The sequence below is a fragment of the Microbacterium sp. NRRL B-14842 genome, from assembly GCF_050470785.1.
In genome coordinates this window covers 1-18,393 of the sequence record NZ_JBFLUM010000043.1, presented here as the reverse complement: position 1 = coordinate 18,393, position 18,393 = coordinate 1, and the positions used below count along the sequence as shown (strand labels likewise).

The 18,393-nt window shown below is 70.3% G+C and carries 20 protein-coding genes, 3 tRNA genes and 7 pseudogenes; 23 read left to right on the top strand and 7 right to left on the bottom strand.

Annotated features, from left to right (window positions below):
* From AB1285_RS21110 to AB1285_RS21050, 13 genes and pseudogenes are all read left to right on the top strand, one after another.
* Positions 1-1,841: pseudogene (locus AB1285_RS21110) on the top strand (DNA-directed RNA polymerase subunit beta'); the annotation flags it as partial.
* Between the two features lie 205 nt (positions 1,842-2,046).
* Positions 2,047-2,310 (top strand): annotated as a pseudogene (locus AB1285_RS21105) (PfkB family carbohydrate kinase); the annotation flags it as partial.
* Between the two features lie 293 nt (positions 2,311-2,603).
* Positions 2,604-2,978, top strand: a complete 375-nt coding sequence (locus tag AB1285_RS21100) for a PfkB family carbohydrate kinase (RefSeq protein ID WP_429977826.1) — start codon at positions 2,604-2,606, stop codon at positions 2,976-2,978.
* Between the two features lie 86 nt (positions 2,979-3,064).
* Positions 3,065-3,149, top strand: a tRNA-Tyr gene (locus AB1285_RS21095).
* A gap of 71 nt (positions 3,150-3,220) precedes the next feature.
* Positions 3,221-3,712, top strand: coding sequence for an FBP domain-containing protein (locus AB1285_RS21090; protein WP_060922589.1), 492 nt, complete (start codon positions 3,221-3,223; stop codon positions 3,710-3,712).
* Positions 3,713-3,757: 45 nt separating this feature from the next.
* A pseudogene (locus AB1285_RS21085) lies at positions 3,758-4,559 on the top strand (enoyl-CoA hydratase/isomerase family protein).
* Between the two features lie 567 nt (positions 4,560-5,126).
* Complete coding sequence (locus tag AB1285_RS21080) at positions 5,127-5,573, top strand: hypothetical protein (protein ID WP_429977825.1); 447 nt, start codon at positions 5,127-5,129, stop codon at positions 5,571-5,573.
* A gap of 123 nt (positions 5,574-5,696) precedes the next feature.
* Positions 5,697-6,491, top strand: a complete 795-nt coding sequence (locus tag AB1285_RS21075) for an inositol monophosphatase family protein (protein ID WP_370428397.1) — start codon at positions 5,697-5,699, stop codon at positions 6,489-6,491.
* 240 nt (positions 6,492-6,731) lie between these two features.
* A complete protein-coding gene (locus tag AB1285_RS21070) occupies positions 6,732-7,499 on the top strand; it encodes a hypothetical protein (RefSeq protein WP_429977824.1) in 768 nt (255 codons plus the stop codon).
* The gene (locus tag AB1285_RS21065; protein ID WP_429977823.1) at positions 7,496-7,903 is read left to right on the top strand and encodes a M23 family metallopeptidase; all 408 of its coding nucleotides are present in this window, start codon (positions 7,496-7,498) and stop codon (positions 7,901-7,903) included. The genes AB1285_RS21070 and AB1285_RS21065 overlap by 4 nt, the downstream gene beginning before the upstream one ends.
* Positions 7,904-7,954: 51 nt before the next feature.
* Positions 7,955-8,027: transfer RNA gene (locus AB1285_RS21060), tRNA-Thr, on the top strand.
* A gap of 32 nt (positions 8,028-8,059) precedes the next feature.
* Positions 8,060-8,134, top strand: a tRNA-Met gene (locus tag AB1285_RS21055).
* 444 nt (positions 8,135-8,578) lie between these two features.
* Positions 8,579-8,770, top strand: a complete 192-nt coding sequence (locus AB1285_RS21050; protein ID WP_429977822.1) for a hypothetical protein — start codon at positions 8,579-8,581, stop codon at positions 8,768-8,770.
* Between the two features lie 9 nt (positions 8,771-8,779).
* Here AB1285_RS21050 and AB1285_RS21045 read toward each other — a convergent pair whose 3' ends face one another.
* Together AB1285_RS21045 and AB1285_RS21040 are read right to left on the bottom strand one after the other, a co-directional pair.
* Positions 8,780-9,238, bottom strand: a complete 459-nt coding sequence (locus tag AB1285_RS21045; protein ID WP_429977827.1) for a CPBP family intramembrane glutamic endopeptidase — start codon at positions 9,236-9,238, stop codon at positions 8,780-8,782.
* On the bottom strand, positions 9,238-9,606 hold the full coding sequence (locus AB1285_RS21040) for a hypothetical protein (protein WP_429977821.1): 369 nt from the start codon (positions 9,604-9,606) through the stop codon (positions 9,238-9,240). The genes AB1285_RS21045 and AB1285_RS21040 overlap by 1 nt, the downstream gene beginning before the upstream one ends.
* Before the next feature lie 163 nt (positions 9,607-9,769).
* Here AB1285_RS21040 and AB1285_RS21035 point away from each other — a divergent pair, with 163 nt between their 5' ends.
* Positions 9,770-9,931, top strand: coding sequence for a hypothetical protein (locus tag AB1285_RS21035; RefSeq protein ID WP_259952998.1), 162 nt, complete (start codon positions 9,770-9,772; stop codon positions 9,929-9,931).
* Here the strand turns inward: AB1285_RS21035 and AB1285_RS21030 are convergent.
* From AB1285_RS21030 to AB1285_RS21020, 3 genes and pseudogenes are all read right to left on the bottom strand, one after another.
* Positions 9,928-11,607, bottom strand: a pseudogene (locus tag AB1285_RS21030) (MDR family MFS transporter). The gene AB1285_RS21035 and the pseudogene AB1285_RS21030 sit on opposite strands and share 4 nt — an antisense overlap.
* Positions 11,607-11,783, bottom strand: coding sequence for a hypothetical protein (locus tag AB1285_RS21025; RefSeq protein ID WP_429977820.1), 177 nt, complete (start codon positions 11,781-11,783; stop codon positions 11,607-11,609). Before AB1285_RS21025 ends, AB1285_RS21030 begins: the two are co-directional and overlap by 1 nt.
* A 314-nt stretch (positions 11,784-12,097) precedes the next feature.
* Positions 12,098-12,220, bottom strand: a pseudogene (locus tag AB1285_RS21020) (TetR/AcrR family transcriptional regulator); the annotation flags it as partial.
* Between the two features lie 175 nt (positions 12,221-12,395).
* Between AB1285_RS21020 and AB1285_RS21015 the strand changes: the two are divergent.
* The 7 genes from AB1285_RS21015 to AB1285_RS20985 all read left to right on the top strand — a co-directional run bounded on the left by AB1285_RS21015 (position 12,396) and on the right by AB1285_RS20985 (position 15,493).
* The gene (locus tag AB1285_RS21015; protein ID WP_187663371.1) at positions 12,396-12,833 is read left to right on the top strand and encodes an Asp23/Gls24 family envelope stress response protein; all 438 of its coding nucleotides are present in this window, start codon (positions 12,396-12,398) and stop codon (positions 12,831-12,833) included.
* Positions 12,830-13,021 carry a DUF2273 domain-containing protein gene (locus AB1285_RS21010; protein ID WP_025104398.1) on the top strand — a complete coding sequence of 64 codons (192 nt, stop codon included), beginning with the start codon at positions 12,830-12,832 and terminating at the stop codon, positions 13,019-13,021. The genes AB1285_RS21015 and AB1285_RS21010 overlap by 4 nt, the downstream gene beginning before the upstream one ends.
* Entirely contained in the window at positions 13,018-13,362 is a 345-nt protein-coding gene (locus tag AB1285_RS21005; protein ID WP_429977819.1) for a hypothetical protein, read from the top strand. Before AB1285_RS21010 ends, AB1285_RS21005 begins: the two co-directional genes overlap by 4 nt.
* Entirely contained in the window at positions 13,359-13,925 is a 567-nt protein-coding gene (locus tag AB1285_RS21000) for a hypothetical protein (protein WP_370428323.1), read from the top strand. The genes AB1285_RS21005 and AB1285_RS21000 overlap by 4 nt, the downstream gene beginning before the upstream one ends.
* Positions 13,926-14,273: 348 nt before the next feature.
* Complete coding sequence (locus tag AB1285_RS20995; protein ID WP_429977818.1) at positions 14,274-14,621, top strand: hypothetical protein; 348 nt, start codon at positions 14,274-14,276, stop codon at positions 14,619-14,621.
* A gap of 14 nt (positions 14,622-14,635) precedes the next feature.
* On the top strand, positions 14,636-14,809 hold the full coding sequence (locus tag AB1285_RS20990) for a CsbD family protein (protein WP_370428322.1): 174 nt from the start codon (positions 14,636-14,638) through the stop codon (positions 14,807-14,809).
* Positions 14,810-14,926: 117 nt separating this feature from the next.
* Positions 14,927-15,493 (top strand): RNA polymerase sigma factor, encoded by a 567-nt coding sequence (locus tag AB1285_RS20985; RefSeq protein WP_259953005.1) that lies wholly within the window; start codon positions 14,927-14,929, stop codon positions 15,491-15,493.
* A gap of 536 nt (positions 15,494-16,029) precedes the next feature.
* On the opposite strand, the gene AB1285_RS20980 is transcribed toward AB1285_RS20985, so the two are convergent.
* Positions 16,030-16,419 carry a hypothetical protein gene (locus tag AB1285_RS20980; protein WP_429977817.1) on the bottom strand — a complete coding sequence of 130 codons (390 nt, stop codon included), beginning with the start codon at positions 16,417-16,419 and terminating at the stop codon, positions 16,030-16,032.
* An 89-nt stretch (positions 16,420-16,508) separates the two neighbouring features.
* Positions 16,509-17,355, bottom strand: a pseudogene (locus AB1285_RS20975) (SDR family oxidoreductase).
* A 92-nt stretch (positions 17,356-17,447) separates the two neighbouring features.
* Here AB1285_RS20975 and AB1285_RS20970 point away from each other — a divergent pair.
* A pseudogene (locus AB1285_RS20970) lies at positions 17,448-17,815 on the top strand (winged helix-turn-helix transcriptional regulator).
* 237 nt (positions 17,816-18,052) lie between these two features.
* Entirely contained in the window at positions 18,053-18,367 is a 315-nt protein-coding gene (locus tag AB1285_RS20965; protein ID WP_429977816.1) for an amino acid permease, read from the top strand.
* Positions 18,368-18,393: the final 26 nt, after the last annotated feature.

Sequence of the window (18,393 nt, the reverse complement as noted above, 5' to 3'; positions counted from 1 at the left end):
ATCGTCAACAAGCTGGCCGAGGAGTACCCCAAGGTCGAGACGGCCGCCACGCTGGACCGCATCAAGGACGCCGGTTTCTACTGGGCGACCCGTTCGGGTGTGACCGTCGCGCTGAGCGACATCCTCACCCCGCCGAACAAGGCGGAGATCGTCGCGGGCTACGAGAAGCAGGCCGCGAAGGTCCAGTCCCAGTACGAGAAGGGCCTCACGACCGACGCCGAGCGTCGTCAGGAGCTCATCAAGATCTGGACCGAGGCGACCGACGAGGTGCAGGCCGCGATGAAGGCGCACTTCCCGGAGGACAACACCATCAACCGCATGGTGTCCTCCGGCGCCCGTGGTAACTGGCTGCAGATCCGGAACATCGCCGGTATGCGTGGTCTGGTGAACAACCCCAAGGGTGAGATCATCCCGCGTCCGATCATCTCCTCGTACGCGAGGGTCTGTCGGTGGCGGAGTACTTCATCGCGACGCACGGTACCCGTAAGGGTCTGGCCGACACCGCTCTACGTACCGCCGACTCGGGTTACCTGACCCGTCGTCTGGTGGACGTCTCGCAGGACGTCATCATCCGCGAAGAGGACTGCGGCACGTCGAAGGGCCTCGAGCTCCCGATCGCCGCTCCGAACTCGCAGGGTGAGCTGGTGCGCGACGCGAACGTCGAGAACTCGGTGTTCGCCCGCACGCTGGCCTCCGACGTGGTGAGCGAGTCGGGCGAGGTTCTCGCTTCGGCCGGCGACGACGTGGGCGACGTGCTCATCGACAAGCTCGTCGGACTCGGTGTCGAGACCATCAAGGTCCGTTCGGTCCTGACGTGCGACTCCGCCGTCGGTGTGTGCGCGCAGTGCTACGGCCGTTCGCTCGCGACCGGCAAGACCGTCGACATCGGCGAGGCCGTCGGCATCATCGCGGCCCAGTCGATCGGTGAGCCCGGTACCCAGCTGACGATGCGTACCTTCCACACCGGTGGTTCGGCGTCGGCGGATGACATCACGCAGGGTCTGCCCCGTGTGCAGGAGCTGTTCGAGGCGCGTACCCCCAAGGGTGCATCGCCGATCGCGGAGGCCGACGGCCGCATCACGATCGACGAGACCGAGAAGGCCAAGAAGGTCATCCTGACGCCCGACAACGGCGACGAGCCCGTCGTCTACCCGGTGCTGAAGCGTGCCACCCTCCTCGTCGAGGACGGCCAGCACGTCTCGGTCGGTCAGCCCCTGCAGGTCGGCACGCTCGACCCCAAGGAGGTCATGCGCGTCATGGGTGCCCGCGAGGTGCAGAAGTACCTCGTCGGCGGCGTCCAGGGCGTCTACCGCTCGCAGGGTGTGCCGATCCACGACAAGCACATCGAGGTCATCGTCCGTCAGATGCTCCGCAAGGTCACCGTCGTCGATCACGCCGACACGACCCTGCTGCCGGGTGAGATGGTCGACCTGAAGCGCTACCAGCAGATCAACCGCGAGGCCGTGGCCGAGGGCAAGCGCCCCGCGTCCGGTCGCCCGGAGCTGATGGGTATCACGAAGGCGTCGCTCGCGACCGAGTCGTGGCTGTCCGCTGCGTCCTTCCAGGAGACGACCCGCGTGCTCACGCAGGCCGCCATGGAGGGCAAGCGCGACCCGCTGGTCGGTCTCAAGGAGAACGTCATCATCGGAAAGCTCATCCCCGCCGGAACCGGTCTCTCGAAGTACCGCGACGTCACGGTCGAGGCCACCGAGGAAGCCAAGAGCGAGCGCTACCCGAACCGGATCTTCGCATCCGACGGTGCGTACGCGGACGGCGACTTCGGCTACGTCGACTTCGACGCGTTCTCGACGGACGACATCACCCCCGGTACCTACAACTGAGGTGTGAGTGAGTGAACGAAGGCCCCGGGGTTCTCCCCGGGGCCTTCGTCGTCCCTCGGTCCGTTCGGGTGTGCACAACTCAGGAGATACCGGGACGGCAGGCCGCCCGTCGGCTGCTCGTGACGGCATGGAGGCCCAGGTCTCCTGAGTTATGCACACGGTTCGGCGCTGCTTCGGGGCGCGGGCGCCGCGGTAGGGTCGGCGAGTGAGCACTGAGACTTCCCCCGGCGGCGTGGCCGTCGTCATCGGAGACGCCCTGATCGACGAGATCCGGGATGACAGCGGCGTCCGTGAGTTCGTCGGCGGAGCGGCCCTGAACGTGGCGGTCGGGCTGCGCCGGCTCGGCATCCCCACGACCCTCATCGCGATGGTGGGGGAGGATGTCGCGGGCGCGCACATCCGCGAGTACCTGGCCGATCACGGCGTGCGGCTGATCGCGAGCGCGGCACCGCACGGGTCGTCGCGGGCCGTCGTGACCCGGGCTGCGAACGGTGAGCCGAGCTACGTCTTCAATCGCGCGGCCCAGGAGCGGACCATCCGGTACTCGGACGAGGCGAGGGGCCGCCATCGGCGACGCGGACATCGTCGCCGTGAGCTGCTTCCCCTTCGATGCCCCCGAGGAGGTCGACGCCCTCGCGGCCGCAGTGGAGGACGCGCGGCTGGCGATCGACCCGAACCCGCGCACCGGCATGCTGTCCGACCGCGAGGAGTTCGTCCGCGGCTTCGAGCGGCTGGCTTCGAGGGCCGAGCTGGTGAAGGTCGGTGCCGGACGACGCTGCCGTGCTCTACGACGGCGACCTCGACGCCCTGCGCGCGCGGCTCCGGAGCCTCGGAGTCACCGCTGTGCTCGCGACGGCCGGGGCAGACGGCGCGGTGCTCGAGTCGGACGGCGGGTCGGTCTCGGCTCCCATCTCGGCGCTCCCTGGTCGCGTGGTCGACACCGTGGGGGCTGGGGATGCGACTCTCGCCGCCGTCGCCGCCGGGCTGGTGGACGGCGGCCCGAAGGCGGCCGAGGAGTGGACGGCCCTGCTCACGCGCGCGATGGACGTGGCCGCCGCGACCTGCCGCGCCGAGGGCGGGCTGCTGCGCACACCGGAGTCGCTGGCCGTCGCCGACCGCGGCGTGTACGGGAGCTGACGCCTCGATTTCTCGCGCCCGCATCCGGCAGGTATGATGGTTCTTCGTGCCCCCGGTTGGCTGTTCAAGTCGGACGGGTGCGCTCTGGCGAGTTACCCAAGTGGCCAAAGGGATCTGACTGTAAATCAGCCGTCTTCGACTTCGGGGGTTCGAATCCCTCACTCGCCACCACGGAAGCCCCGCTCGCGGGGGCTTCTCGCGTTCCCGGCCTCACCTCCGCGCCGAGTTCCTAGACTGGAGCGATGCGACCTCTCACCGAAGCCGACGTCCGGGCCTCGTTCGTGAACGCGGACGCCGACGAGCTGCGCGTCATGGAGATGCCGCACGACTTCCTCCTCGTGGACTGGGACTACCTCGACTTCTTCGCCTGGCGCGACCCGAGTGCCGGCAAGCGCGGCTACGTCCTGATCCCGCACGAGGGGCGCGTGGTCGGCGTGGTGCTGCGGGCGTCGGAACCAGGGCGCGGGCGCTCCGGCATGTGTAACATCTGCCACACGATGCAGCCGGGCAACCAGGTGGCGTTGTTCGCCGCCCGGCGCACGGGGGAGGCGGGGGAGCGCGGCGACTCGGTCGGCACCTACATCTGCGCCGACCTGTCCTGCCACGAGAACGTGCGCCTGGCGCATCCGCTCGCGCCGAACGAGATCCGGGCGGCGGGGCAGGTCGACTTCCGACTCGACGGCACCCGGCGGCGGATGGAGCGGTTCGTCGCTCGCGTCTGGGACGGCTCCTGAGCGCGACTAGCCTGGAGGCATCCGCCTGTGCTCGAAGGAGAAGCCATGAGTGATGCCATCCTGTTCGCCGTCGACGAGGGGATGGCGCGGTTGACGCTCAACCGTCCGACCCCGCCTCAACGCCTTCAACGCCGATCTGGCGTACGCCTGGCAGGATGCGACCGTCGAGGCGACATCGCGGGACGACGTGCAGGCCATCCTCATCGACGCGGCGGGGCCGGCGTTCTGCGCGGGCGGCGACGTGATCGACATGGCGACGACCATGGGGTCGTCCGGGACGGAGATCACCGCGCTCGCGGAGGTCATCAACACCGGGATCCGCGCGCTCACGGAGTCGAGCGTGCCCGTGGTCGCCGCCGCGCACGGGACGACGGCCGGCGGTGGACTCGGCATCCTGCTCGCCACGGACTACGCGGTGGTGGGCTCGCGGTCGCAGCTCGGGAGCCTGTACGCGAACATCGGCCTCACGCCCGACCTCTCCGTGTCCGCGCAGCTCGCGCGGGCCGTCGGCCAGCGTCGCGCCCTCCAGCTGGTGCTGCAGGACCGGCTGCTCAGCGCCGCGGAGGCCCTCGACTGGGGGCTGGTGGCCGAGGTCGTGGAGGGCGAGGACGGCAGGGCGGAAGCCGATCGGGTCCGTGCGCGGGCCGAGGAGGTCGCGCGGTTCTGGCTCGCCGGGGCCGCCGACGCGTACGGACAGGCGAAGCGGCTGGTGCGGTCGCAGCCGGAGCGCACGTTCGCCGAGCAGTTGAGCGAGGAGGCCCGGTCCATCGGCGCCGCCCTGGAGACCCCGGACGCGCAGGCGCGGGTCGCGGCGTTCGCTGCGGCATCCGCGAAGAAGGCCGGCTGACCCCTCCTCCCCAGAGCGCGGTCGCGTCCCGATCTTCCGCGCGCCTGAGGGAAGCCGGAACAAGCGGGCCTGCGCGTGGCAGGATGAAGGCATCGCCGCTCGACGAGAGGATCCCCATGTCCCATCCGGACACCGCCCGGCTGCAGCCGCAGGGTGACAAGAAGAACATGTCGCTGCTCATCAGGGGGTCGCTGTGGGTCGCCATCGGCGCCCTCATCGCCGCCGCCTTGGTCTGCGTCGTGTGGGTCCTGGTCGGTGATCAGAACGGCCTCATCGGTCGTGCCTTCCTCACGATCCTCCTGCTCGCCGCCTTCGCCGGAATCGCCATCCTCGAGGCGGGCCTCGCCCCGAACCGGCCGGACTGGCTCCAGCTCGCCAGCATGGTCACCTGGGTCGTCGCGCTCCTCGTCGGCCTCGTGAAGATCTGGCTTCCGGAAGACGGCCTCTATTTCGGCGCGGAGCGGTTCTTCCAGCTGCTGCTCGTGATCGGCATCCTTCAGCTCGCACTGCTCCACGTGCGGTTGTTCACACCGTGCCGCGCAGCGCCACGTCACGACCTTCACGAAGGTGATCCACATCGTGACGATCGTCTTCCTCGGTGCCCTCGTCGCGCTGCTGGTGTTCTTCCTCGCGTTCCCGAACACCTTCGACTACACCGAGCTGTACTGGCGCATCGTCGTCGCCCTCACGATCCTCGTCGCCGTCGGCACCACGCTGATTCCGCTGCTGAACGCCCTGTTCGCGCCGAAGAAGGCTCCCGCCGCCCGTCCCGTCGCTTCCGCCCCGTCCTGGCCGACCTACGCCGATGGGATCACGCCGCTCCCGGTCCTCCCGGACGGCAGCCCGGACTGGAACGCCTACTACACGGGGTACCCCTCGACGGCCCCCTCCGGCACTGGGTCAGGCGCCCGCCACGGCGTTCCCCGTGACGACGCCGCCCCTCGCGCCGACGACTCCGGCCCTTCCCGACTTCGGCGCTCCTCCCGCTCCGGGACCCGTGCCGCCCGCGCCTGACCGACCCGCTCCGCCGCAGCCGGCGCCTCCGCAGCCGGCCCCGCCGCAGCCCGCGTCGCCCGCCCAGGGCGAGCCCCCGGCCTTCCCGCCGCCGCCGCCCGCCCCTTCGCACCCGGCGCCGTGATCGACGCTCTCGAGCTCAGCGCCCTGGCGGCCGAGATCGCCGAGGAGGCGGGAGCTCTCGCCCGGACCCGTCGACGGGAGGGCGTACGCCTCGCCGCGACAAAGTCGACGCTCGCCGACATCGTCACGGACGCCGACCGCGAAGTCGAGGAGCTGATCCGCGAGCGCCTGCGCGCGGCGCGACCGACGGACGGCTTCCTCGGTGAGGAGTCGGGCGCGGCCACCGGCGACAGCGGGATCACCTGGGTGGTCGACCCCATCGACGGCACGGTGAACTACGCCTACGGCATCCCCGCGTACAACGTGAGCATCGCAGCCGTCAGCGGTCCGCCGGAGCCGGACGAGTGGGAGGCGCTGGCCGCGGCCGTGCACGCACCCGCCGTGGGGGAGACCTTCACGGCTGCTCGCGGCCACGGGGCCTGGTCGGACGGCGTCCGGCTCGCGGTCACCGAGGTGACCGACGCCGGCGCGCTCCTGGCGACCGGATTCGGCTACGACCCGACGACCCACGACGGCGATCTCGCGACGGTCCGGCGGGTGATGCCGATCGCCCGTGACCTCCGTCGTATGGGGTCCGCGGCCCTGGATCTGGCCTATGTGGCGGCCGGCCGACTGGACGGATATTTCGAGCGCGGGCTCAAGCCGTGGGACCATGCCGCGGGCGCGCTGCTCGTCCAGGAGGCGGGTGGCCGGGTCAGCCGGATCGATCGGGAATCGCCGCGGCCTTTCCTGATCGCGGGCGGCGTGACCCTGCACGACCGACTCCGCGCTATCCTCGATGAGGAAAAACCCTGACCGATCCATGGCATTCACAGGTCGATCGGGGTAGTGTTTACCCGATCGTTACTTTCACCACCCGAAGGTGAGAGTTGTCATTGCGCCCCCGAGCATCACGAACGACCGAGAGATTAGCTTTGCCCTTCGAGAACCCCCAGGCTGCCGCTGCGCCCCACGCGCCGGTCCAGCCGCCCTCGCACTGCGGCCTCCGAGGCCTCGGCGAGCGGGTCGACGGCACCCCTCGCTGACGCGGAGACCGTGATCGCCCTCGCTGCTGTCATCCCGCTCTCCCGTCGCGCCGCGCGTCAGCGTCAGGCCGACGTTCCTCCGGTGCCCGCCGCGCCGGAGGAGCCCTTCATTGCGGCGGCTCCCGCGCCTGCCATCGCCGATGTCCCCGCGGTGCCCGTCGTCGCGGAGATCGTCGAGAAGGCCGAGGACACGGTTCCGGTCGAGGACATCGCCCCGGCGTCGGAGCCCTTCGTCGCCGAAGCCGACGCCGAGGGTGACGCCTTCGAGCGCGCCTCCCGCGCCTTCCGCACCACCGGCTCCATCCCCGACGTCGTCGGCGTCCCGCCGTTCGGCCTTCGCCCCGAATGCCGCATCGCAGACCGCGCCGAAGATCGACACAGCAGGCCCTCGCGGCCGTCGGTCCTCGCCGCACGCGCAGCATCCGCAAGGCCCTCACTGCCGGTGCCCACCGTCGGAGCAATGGGCCTCGCCGGCCTCCTGGCCGTGTCCATGACGCTTCCTGCGGAGGCGGTCGCCGCCGCCCAGGGCGGCTCCCTCGCCTCGACCTCCCTCGTCACCGCGGCGGCTGCTGACGCAGCAGGCTCGGCGGACGACGAGATCCAGGCCTTCGTCGCGCCGTCCGGTGTGCAGAACGAGCCCCTCTCGCGGGCCGACAACTTCAGCACCGTCTCGCTCGTCGAGGTCGCCGCGGAGCAGGGCATCAACTACTCCGGCGAGATCTTCACGAACGACCGGATGCCGCCATCCAGTGGCCGTTCCTCGTCGGCGTCGGCATGAGCTACGGCTACGGCATGCGCAGCGGCCGCCTCCACGAGGGCATCGACTTCGTGCCGGGCAACGGCGCGCCCATCCAGGCCATCGCCGACGGCACCGTCCGCATCGCGACCGAGCAGGGTGCCGCCTACGGTGTCACGGTCTACATCGACCACGTCATCGACGGCTCCGTCATCACGAGCCACTACTCGCACATGCAGTACGGCTCGCTGCAGGTCAAGGCGGGCGACAAGGTCAAGGTGTGGCGACATCGTGGGCAAGACCGGCAACACCGGCCGCTCCTACGGCGCGCACCTGCACTTCGAGCTCATCGTGAACGGGACGACCATCGACCCGATGCCGTGGCTCAAGAAGAACGCCGGACGCACGTCTCTCACCTCGGAGGAGTGACCGTCTCGATTTCATGAGGACGCCACAGTGATGGTATTCTCGTGTGGTTGCCCCGCGAGGGGCAGCACGCCCCGATAGCTCAGTGGCAGAGCACTTCCATGGTAAGGAAGGGGTCCGTCAGTTCAATCCTGACTCGGGGCTCGGAGTTCGCATCTGCGATGCGGATGCCGTGCGGCAGGGTAAGCTCAGTTGGTGAGAGCGCACGACTCATAATCGTGAGGTCGCGGGTTCAAGCCCCGCTCCTGCTACAGAATGAAACCCCCGGAACATTCCGGGGGTTTTGTCGTCTCCGACCTCAGTGCCGGGATACCGTCCTCACCCTGCGCGGAGCGTCCTAGAGTGTGTGACACGTCGGCCTCCCAGCCGGCCACCGAGATGGCGGGCATCGAGGGACGAGGTCTGCCGTGTCTGCGCCCGATCGCCGTGCGAGCATCGTGTTCCGGGACGCCGGCGCGCCCTGGAGGAAGCCGTCGCGGACGGGCGCGGTCATTCCCTCGGGCTCGAAACGCTCGCGCCGCACGAGTCCTGGGACCTGCTGGTCGCCGAAGGGTACGGGCGCGCGTTGCTGACCGGCGCCCTCGCCGGGGCACTCGCCGGGCTGCTGCGACACGGCGTGACCGTCGCCGACGTGCTGAGCTGTCCTGCGGTCCCTCTCGGGGGTCGAGCTCGGGACGAGATCCCTCCGGCTCGTCATGGGGTGGCTCGCGGACGGCGTGGCCGAGATGGACGATGCCGTCGTGTCGCGGACGATGGTGGCCGGTGTCGCCGACGATCTCATCGGTGCCTCCGACGCGGCCCTGGCCGTCGGCGATGCGCACCGGGTCGCCGTGCTGGTCTTCGCGATCGCGGCCGTCGGCACGCACGCCGTCTGGCGTGCGGTGTGATCCGGGCGGTCAGCGCTGCGGGGCGAAGGTGTCGGGTGCGGAAGCCCCGACCCGACCACGGATGAAGATCATCAGCACGAGACCCGCGACGATCACGACGATGTTGCCGAGCCCCGCGACCGCGGTGAGCCCGCCCTCGGCGGGGTGCATGGTCTGCAGGAAGATACTCGGATCGGTGCTGGCGTGCAGGAGGATCGGGGCGATGATCGTCCCGGTGACCCGGAGCGCGAGGTACATGCAGATGCCGAACGCGAACGTGTACACGAGCTGGAACAGCGTCGGGAGCAGATCCTGCCCCGTCAGGAGATTCCCCGCATGCAGAGCGGCGAAGATCGCCGCGGAGACCACCGCGACGACCAGTTCGCGTGCGCCGGCGTCCCGCATCATCTTCACGACGAGGCCGCGCGTGAGCACCTCTTCCGCGAAGCCGATGGCGAGTCCCGCGAGCAGCCAGGTCGCGACAAACATCACGTCCGACGCTGCCGTCCTCGATCGTGAGGAAACGGAGGACGTTGAACAGCAGGACCGCGATGATCGCGATCCACATCCACCCCGCTCCCCGGATGGGCTGGGGCCCCGAACACGGGTCGCCACCACCCGAGCGAGGCGATGAACGCGACCAGCAGGAGGCCCCCGACGAGGATCGGCAGGACGTCGTAGACGAGGACGCCGGCTGCACTCGCCGGATCGTCGACCTGCGCGGCCAGCGGGAGGAGGGCCAGCGAGAGCAGCTGATAGAGCCCGTAGTACACGGCCGCGAGCAGGAGGGCGCGCCACCAGCCTCCGCGATCCCAGAAGCGCTGCCAGGCGGAACGGTGCGGTGCGGCGTCGATCACGGGTGCTCCTCGGGAAGGAGGGAGAGGGGGCGAACAGCTCCAGTCTGGTGGCTCCGCCCCCGGCGAGTGGGCGTGCGGCGGCGACACGCCGTGTCAACCCCCTCGGCCGCGTCGGCGCCCCCGCGCAGACTGGCCGTCCGGATCCCCAACATCAGGAGGCGCCATGTCCGACACGTCGAACAGCCAGGACAACCAGGAGGAGATCGAGGCCATCGGCGTCGACCCCGACTTCGTCACCACCGATCACGACCCCGAGCCTGACGACCTTCCCGCGACGGGCGGTGGGGAGGACGACGACGACGTCGACGTCGCCGACCTCCCCTAGCGCGGGCTACCTGCCCGTGGACGCCGAGCCGGTCTCTTCCGCTCGGCGTCCGTGCGTGCGGCACCGACCCGCCCGGCCGTGCGGAGCTCGGCCTCGAGGCGCTCGGCCTCCTCGCCGCTGATCGCCTCGCCGCGCGCGACGAGACCCGCCTGATCCGACAGCGGGATCTGCTTGAGGAACAGCGACAGGATGAGCGCGAGCGCGATGAAGGGCACGAGGTACCAGAACACCGGGGCGAGGGCGTCCGCATATGCCGTGACGATGCCGTCGCGGACCTCGTCCGGCAGGCTGTTCAGCGTGGCGGGGTCGATCGTGGACGCGGCCTCGGAGGCGGCCTCGGGGGACGCCCCGGCGCCGGCGAACACGCCGAGCAGGTTCTCCGTGAGACGCGTGGTGAAGATCGTGCCGAACACCGCCCGTCCCCAGCGAGGCGCCGACCTCGCGGAAGTAGTTGTTCGTGCTCGTGGCGGTGCCGATCTCGCCCGCCGGGACGGCGTTCTGCACGACGAGCACGACGACCTGCATGATGAGGCCGAGCCCGGCGCCGAAGACGAACAGGAATGCGCAGATCAACCAGATCGGCGTCTCCGCCGACAGCGTGGTCATGGCGACCATCGCGATACCGGTGATGATCGTGCGAGGATCGGATAGATCTTGTACTTCCCGGTCTTCGAGATCGCGAGGCCGGAGAAGATCGAGGTCCCCATGAGGCCGACCATCATCGGGATCATCAGCAGCCCGGAGGCGGCGGCGGAGGTGCCGGACGACATCTGCAGGAACGTCGGGACGAAGCCGATCGCGGCGAACATGCCGATGCCGAGGACGAGGCCGATCGCCGTGGCGTTCACGAAGATCGGGTTGCGGAAGAGGCTGAGCGGGGATGATCGGGTCCTGCACCCGGGACTCGGTGATGACGAACGCCGTCGCCGACACCACGAGCCCGGCGCCCCAGGCCCAGGTCGCGAGCGAGTCCCAGCCGAACGCGGCGTCGCCGCCGAAGTCGGTGAAGAAGATGAGGCAGGTCGTCGCCGCCGACAGGAAGAGCACGCCGAGGATGTCGATCGGCTTCTCCGCCTTCTTGCTGGGGAGCTTCAGAGCCACGAGGGGCGATGAGGAACGCGGCGATGCCGACCGGGATGTTGATGTAGAACGCCCACTGCCAGGTCATGTGGTCGACGAAGAAACCGCCGAGGAGCGGTCCGGCGACGGCGGAGAGGCCGAACACCGCGCCGAGCGGACCCATGTACTTGCCGCGCTCGTTGGCGGGCACGATGTCGGCGATGATCGCCTGCGACAGGATCATGAGCCCGCCGCCGCCGAGACCCTGGAGGGCACGGAAGACGACGAACATCCAGAAGTCCGTCGCGAACGCGCAGCCCACCGAGGCCAGTGTGAACAGGGCGATGGCGACGAGGAAGAGTGACCGTCGTCCCAGCACGTCGCCGAACTTGCCGTAGATGGGCATGACGATGGTGGTGGCGAGCAGGTAGGCGGTGGTGATCCAGACCTGATGGTCGACGCCGCCGAGCTGGCCGACGATCGTGGGCATCGCCGTCGACACGATGGTCTGGTCGAGGCTCGCGAGCAGCATGGCCCGCGATCAGGGCGCTGAAGATGATCCAGATGCGGCGCTTCGTGAGGAGGAAGGGCGCATCCGCGGTGACGGTGGCGGACATCAGTGGGCTTTCTGTGAAGGGGAGTAGAGGTCGCGCGCGAGGCGCAGTCGGCGGGCGATGAGGTCGGCGAACGGCTCGGTGGAGTGGTGGTGCAGCAGCTGCTCCATGCAGAGGCGGACGAGCGCGCCGACGGAGTGGACGAGCACTTCGGCGCGGAGCTCCGCGTCGGGTGGCACCGCCGATGCGGCGCGCGACGAGGGCGATGGTCGCGCCGCTCGTGCTTCTCCTGCTGCTCGAACGCCGCGCGCAGCAGTCGCGGCTCCTGCTCGATGACGGCGAACAGCTCGGCGGCGTGCTCGATCGGATCGAAGAGGGCGAAGCGCTCGACGGTGAGCTGCACGAAGTCGTCCAGGAGATCGCCGTCGCGCTCGAGGAAGACCGCTTCGAGCTCCTCCTGGCGGGAGTCGATCACGGCGAACCCGAAGACGGCGTTCTCCTTGCTCTCGAAGTAGTTGAAGAACGTGCGCCGGGAGACTCCGGCGTCGGCGCACAGCTCTTCGACCGTGAAGCCGGCGAAGCCCCGCTCGGCCGTCAGGCGGCGTGCGGCCTGGGTGAGTGCCCGCGTGGTCTGCCGCTTGCGTTGCTCCCTCGTGGATTCTGCACTGTTCTCCATAGAGTGCAACTTTGCACTCTGAACCTTGGAGTGCACTGAAAGTCGCCGCCGAGGAAGGCCCGGAGATTCGTTCCGAGAAGTTTGTGACATTCTGTGCTCCCCGACCGTCTTAGTGGTGTCGTGAGAACACGGCCCGCGCGGAAACCGCGTGGACACACGGATGAAGGAGCTCGAGATGGCGAACGTGACTGGGGGCACCCAGCCCAAGGCTCAGGTCGTCCCGGCGTCGCAGGGGGCGGCGGGGAAGACGACGATCGAGGATGCGGTGGTCGCGAAGATCGCCGGCATCGCGGCGCGGGAGGTCGACGGCGTCTACGCGCTCGGCGGTGGCGCCGCGCGCATGATGGGTGCGATCCGCGACGCCCTCAACACGACCGACCTCGCGCAGGGGATCAGCGTCGAGGTCGGCGAGACGCAGGTGGCCGTCGACGTGACGATCGTGGCGGAGTACCCGGTGTCCCTGCAGAAGGTGGCCGACCAGGTGCGGGCCGCGATCCACCGGGCCATGGTGGAGCTGGTGGGCATGGACGTCGCCGAGGTCAACGTGACCGTCAACGACGTGCACATCCCCTCGGAGGACGACGACGAGGCTCCGGAGGCGCGGGTCCAGTGAACGCCTCGGTGATCGGCGGAGCTGCGGCGACGGTGCTCGCGCTGACCTGGATCGTCTGGGGGTTCTGGGCGTTCCTGCTCGTCACCCTCGCGATGCTCGTCGGCGCCGTCGTCGGCCGCATCGTCGACGGTCGCCTGGACGTGCGGGCGCTCGCCGACGTGGTGCGCGGGCGGCGATCGTCCTCATGAGCGTGGCACAGACGGACGGGCCGACGACCGTGGCGGGGGCCACGGTCGTCGAAGCCCGCGCGTTGCACCGGCTCGCTCTGGGGATCGTCCGCGATGCCGCTCGGGTCGGTACCGACGACGTGAGCGTTCAGCTGGCGGACCGTCGCGGCGACCTGCGGGTGTTCGTGGAGGTTCCGGTCGTGCTGAGCCGTCAGGGCACCGATCCCGTGAGTGCACGGGCGGACGCCGTCCGCGACGCCGTCGTACAGGGGATGCGCGACCTGGCACAGCGCGTCACGTGGGAGCGGTGGACGTGCGCTTCGCCGGCGTCCCGACGCGAGACGGAGAGGAGAGTGGCATGACGACGAACACCGCGACACCCCGGCGGCTCCTCCGCCGAGAGGCGAGGGCGACGCGTCGGGGCCCTGCGATCGCGCTCGCCGTGGTGCTGACCCTGGTCCTCGCCGTGTTGCTGGTCGGGGTGGCGGTGTGGGCCCTCGACGAGGGGTTCCGCACGCAGGCCGCCGCCTGGTTCGCGCCCGTCCCGGCGCTCCTGCAGATGCCGTCGGCCGTGATCGCGGTCGGGGTCGTGCTTCTCCTCCTGGCGTTGCTCCTCTTCGCGCTCGCTGTGCTTCCGGGCCGGCGTGCGCGCCGCACACGTCTCGACACGCGGGCAGCGCTCGTGATCGACGACGGTGTGCTCGCCGACGCCATCGCGGACGGGGTCGCGCGCCGGATCGGGGTGCCGCGCGGGCAGGTGGGCGTGACCGTGGCCCGACGCGCGGCGATGATCCGGGTCACTCCGACGAGTGGGGTGCCGGTGGATGCGGCTGCCGCCGAGGAGGCAGCGGCCCGAATGCTGGACGAGGTCGGCTTCCGGCTCTCGCCGCGCGTGCAGGTGGAACGGGAAGGAGTGATCGCATGACGTCGGCAGGGACGGCGGCGAACCGCGCGGTCCTCCTCGGGGGAGCGGCAGTGCTTCTGAGCGGGGGCGTCGTCCTCCTCGCCGGGGGGCTGCGGGGCACGGGCATGCTCCCGCCACCCTTCGAGGAGGTGCTCGCGCAGGCGGACGGCCTCGTGGCGTGGTCGGGGGCATGGGGCCTCGACATCCCCGGTGCGGGCTTCGTGCCGCTGTGGGCGATCGTGGGGATCGCCGCTGCGGCACTGCTCGTGGTCCTGCTCGTGGCTTTCCTGTTCACCCCGCCGGCCGCGGCGGGAGCACACCGTCCTCCGCCTCGTCGGCGGAGGAGGAACGACCACCGTCGACCGGAGCGTGGCGGAGGAGCTGCTCGCGGCGCCGCTCGCCGATCGGGCGGACGTGCTCGCGGCCCGGCTGACGAGCCGGAGAGTCGGGCGAGGGATCGCTCTCGGCCTCGTGGTGACCCCGCGCCCCGGTGCGGCTCTGGGCGGGCTGCTCGCGGCCGTCGATGACGTGGTGCAGGAGTGGGACGCCCTCACCGGTACCCCGCATGCCGCTCGTCGTGCACGTCGCCGACCGCGGGTGGCGGGAACTCTTCCGGTCGCGGCAGCGGATGCGTCGTTCGCTCGCGACGGGACGAACCGCGGCGCCGGAGGGCCGAACGCCGCACGGACATCGACCCCGACCGTCGGGGTCGTGTGAGGAAAGGAGACGCCATGAGCGCGGAGAACAAGATCAAGGCCGCAGCCGAGAAGGTGGCGGGCAAGGCCAAGGAGGTCGTCGGCGACGTCACCGACAACGACAAGCTCGTCGCCGAGGGCAAGGCCGAGCAGGCCAAGGGCGATGTCAGGAGCGCGGCCGAGGATGTCAAGGACACGTTCACCAAGTGACGGAGGGGGAGGAGACGCCCGTGCGGGCGTCTCCTCCGCCTGCGCGCATCGGGTCGTCACGATCCGACGCGGCGGCGGCTCCGAACGCCTGGGGAACCGTGAACGAGGGGTGGGGGAATGGCAGCCGACCGCTGGGGTGAGGCGCTGGAGCAGGCTGGGGACCGCATCGTCGCCGGCCGTGCGATGGATGGGGACGTCGCCGCATTCGCGGTGCTCGTGCGCAGGTACACGCCGATGATGAGGGCCTACACGCACAGGATGCTGAACGCATCGGCGGAGGTCGACGACATCGTGCAGGATGCGTTCGTGACCGCGTGGCAGCGGTTCGGTGAGCTGGAGGACCCCGCCAAGGTGAAGAGCTGGCTCATGCGGATCGTGAGTCGCAAGGCGGTGGACCGGCTGCGGCAGACGCGGCCGGCCCTCGACGTGGACGAGATCGACCGGCCCGCGCCGCCGCAGGCGTCGCCCGCCGCGGTCGTCGAAGCGCGAGCGGGTGTCGCGGCCCTCGGTGCCGCTCTGCGCGAGCTCCCCGAGGCCCAGCGCGAGTGCTGGGTGCTGCGGGAGCTGGGCGGCTACAGCTACGACGAGATCGCCGAGGAGCTCGGCATCCCCGTCAGCACGGTGCGCGGACTGCTGTCCCGCGCGCGACGATTCCTGATCACACGGATGGAGGCGTGGCGATGACCGATCACCACGAGGACGACCAGCTGCGCCGCCTCGGTCTCGAGCCCGCCGACCTGGACGGGCACACGATCGAGGACCTCAGCGATTACCTGGACGCCGGACGCACCCCGCGGAACCCCGCGATCGAGGAGTCTCCGGGATGCCAGCTCGCGCTCGACGCCCTGGAGAGGCTGCGCGGCCTCGGCAGCGAGCTGATGGATGACGACGCGGCCTCTGCCGCGCCGGTGGACGAGAGCTGGGTGGACCGGATCCTCAGCGGCATCGCGATGGATGCCCAGGCAGGACGCCGTATCCCGTTCGCCTCCGACGATCCGGCCGTGGAGCTGGCGATCACCGAGGGTGCCGTGCGCGGACTGGTCCGTGCCGCGGAGGAGGCCGTCCCCGGGGTTCTGGTCGGCCGGTGCCGACTGGACGGCGACGTGACCGAGCCCGGAGCGCCCGTGCGGGTGATGATCGACGCGAGCGTGCGCCTCGGGCGACCCTCTCCGCAGCGTCGCCGACCGGCTGCGCGCCGAGGTGGATGTCCGGCTGCGTCGTCACACCGAGCTGCAGGTCATGGCGATCGACGTCGCGATCACCGACGTCAGGGAGGGGGCATGATGGCCGACGCCGAGCTGACGAAGGAGGAGCGCGCGGATCTCGCTATCCGGATCGAGGCCGCCCTGCGCGCCTGCTCGGGTGTGCGCGGTGTGTACCGCTCCGGATCGCTCGTCTCGAACCTCGTGCGTGGCGGGGGCGTCCCGCACTGGGGCGTCGAGCGCGGTGCCGACCCGATCGTGTCCGTCACCGCGGCACCGGAGGGCGTGGCGGTCGAGGCCGCGATCGGGGTCGACGGGCGGGTGAGCAGCGTCGCGACGCTGCGGCACGCCCGCGACACCGTGGATGCCGTGCTGCACGCGGACGGCCTGCGGCGCGACAGGCCTCACGCTGACCGTCGCCTACGTGCAGAGCGCCGGGGGAGCCGGTGCCGGGGGAGCGCCGCCGCCCGTGACGGCGGCCGGCGGCGCTCCGCACCTCACACCAGGGCGCGGAGGCCTTCGACGAGCGGTGTCGTCGGGCGGCCGATGAGGCGGCGGAGCGTGCCGTCGGTGTCTGCCAGTGCGCCGTCGCGGGATACCGGCGTCGAGGGCGACGACGAAGCCGGCGGTGCCCTCATCGAGCCCGGCGGCGCGCAGCGCGGCGAGCTGCTCGTCCGCGGAGAGCGGGAGGAAGGTGACCTCGCGGCCGTGACCTCGGTCATCGCGGCGGCAAGGTCGGCGTAGGTCCACGCGACGTCTCCGCCGAGCTCGTAGACGGCGCCGATGTGTCCATCCTCCGTGGCCACGGCCGCGGCGGCCTCGGCGTAGTCCTTCCGGCTGGCGGAGGCGACGCGGCCGTCTCCGGTGCCGGCGCTGAGGGTGCCGGTCTCGGCGGCGCGGGCGAGGTCCGCGGCGTAGTTCTCGGTGTACCAGTTGTTGCGGAGGATCACCGCGGGGAGGCCTGCGGCCGCGATGAGCTCCTCGGTGGCCTTGTGCTCGGGAGCCAGGACGAGGGTGCTCGTGGTGGCCTTCGGCGCGCTCGTGTAGATGAACTTCGACACGCCGGCGTCCTTCGCGGCGTCGATCACCGCCCGATGCCTGCGCGACGCGCTGGCCCACCTCGGAGCCCGAGACGAGCACGACGGTGTCCACGCCGTCGAGCGCCGCGGCGACCGATTCCGGGTCGGTGTAGTCGAGACGGACGACGGGCACGCCGAGGTCGGCACCCTTGGCGAGGTCGCGGGCGCCGGCGCGGATCGCCTGCGGCTCGACACCGCGCTCCAGGAGGGCGGCGACGATGAGGCGGCCGAGGTGACCGGTCGAACCGGTGACGAGGATGGTCATGGGAGTCCTTTCGTAGCTGACTCCCCGGACAACCCCGAAAGCCGTCGTGAGCATTCCTTTCAGCAGGTACCCACTTTTCGGTAAGGTACCACATGACGGCGAGTTTTGCGCAGATCCCGCGATTCGCAGCCGGCCCTCTTCGATCAGGGGTGCGGCACGCGCGTCGTCCTGGACCACATCATGAGCAAGTGGGGCGTTCTGGTTCTCTCATGTCTCTCCGACGGCACCCACCGCTGGGGAGAGCTGCGCCGACAGGTGGACGGCATCAGCGAGAAGATGCTCGCCTCCACCCTGCGCACGCTCACCGACGACGGCCTGGTGCACCGGGAATCGCTGCCGACGGTGCCGCCGCACGTCGAGTACAGCCTCACGACCGCTGGGGCGCGACCTGATGGAGCGGATGCTGCCCCTGATGGAGTGGGTGGCGGCGCACGCCGACGGAATGCTCGCTCGCGACTGACCCACGGAATCCTCGCATATCCCCACACGACGCGTGGAATCCGTCGCCGAAACAAAAGGATTGACGGGATACCGCGGCCCGCCGTACTGTTCTGAGCATGGCAACGACGCCCATCCACCTTGAACGACCCGACGGCAAGGGCCTGGCTGCAGGCACCCTCGGCCTGTGGGGATCCACCGTCATCGGTCTGGCCTCCACGGCCCCCGTCTACTCGCTCGTCGCGACGCTCGCTTCGTCGTGCTCGCGGTGGGAGCCCAAGCACCGATCGCCTTCATCATCGCCTTCGTGCCGATGCTGCTGATCGCCTTCGCCTACCGGGAGCTCAACAACGCCGTCCCCGACTGCGGCACCACCTTCACCTGGGGCACCAAGGCCTTCGGCCCCTGGGTGGATGGATGGGCGGCTGGGGCGTCGCGGTCGCCGGCATGGTCGTGCTCGCGAACCATGGCGCAGATCGCCTCCGTCTACTTCTGGTCGCTGATCGGACAGGACCTCGAGAACAACGACTGGCGGGTCGTCGTCGTGGCCTCGTGCTCTTCATCGCCGCCATGACCTGGGTGAGCTGGCGCGGCGTGGAG

Coding starts and splice junctions, on each gene's coding strand:
- AB1285_RS21005 (WP_429977819.1), top strand. CDS start 13,018: ATGAGCGTGGCACAGACGGACGGGCCGACGACCGTGGCGGGGGCCACG.
- AB1285_RS21035 (WP_259952998.1), top strand. CDS start 9,770: ATGTCCGACACGTCGAACAGCCAGGACAACCAGGAGGAGATCGAGGCC.
- AB1285_RS20990 (WP_370428322.1), top strand. CDS start 14,636: ATGAGCGCGGAGAACAAGATCAAGGCCGCAGCCGAGAAGGTGGCGGGC.
- AB1285_RS21000 (WP_370428323.1), top strand. CDS start 13,359: ATGACGACGAACACCGCGACACCCCGGCGGCTCCTCCGCCGAGAGGCG.
- AB1285_RS20985 (WP_259953005.1), top strand. CDS start 14,927: ATGGCAGCCGACCGCTGGGGTGAGGCGCTGGAGCAGGCTGGGGACCGC.
- AB1285_RS21090 (WP_060922589.1), top strand. CDS start 3,221: ATGCGACCTCTCACCGAAGCCGACGTCCGGGCCTCGTTCGTGAACGCG.
- AB1285_RS21045 (WP_429977827.1), bottom strand. CDS start 9,238: ATGTTTGTCGCGACCTGGCTGCTCGCGGGACTCGCCATCGGCTTCGCG.
- AB1285_RS21015 (WP_187663371.1), top strand. CDS start 12,396: ATGGCGAACGTGACTGGGGGCACCCAGCCCAAGGCTCAGGTCGTCCCG.
- AB1285_RS21050 (WP_429977822.1), top strand. CDS start 8,579: ATGGGGTGGCTCGCGGACGGCGTGGCCGAGATGGACGATGCCGTCGTG.
- AB1285_RS21065 (WP_429977823.1), top strand. CDS start 7,496: ATGAGCTACGGCTACGGCATGCGCAGCGGCCGCCTCCACGAGGGCATC.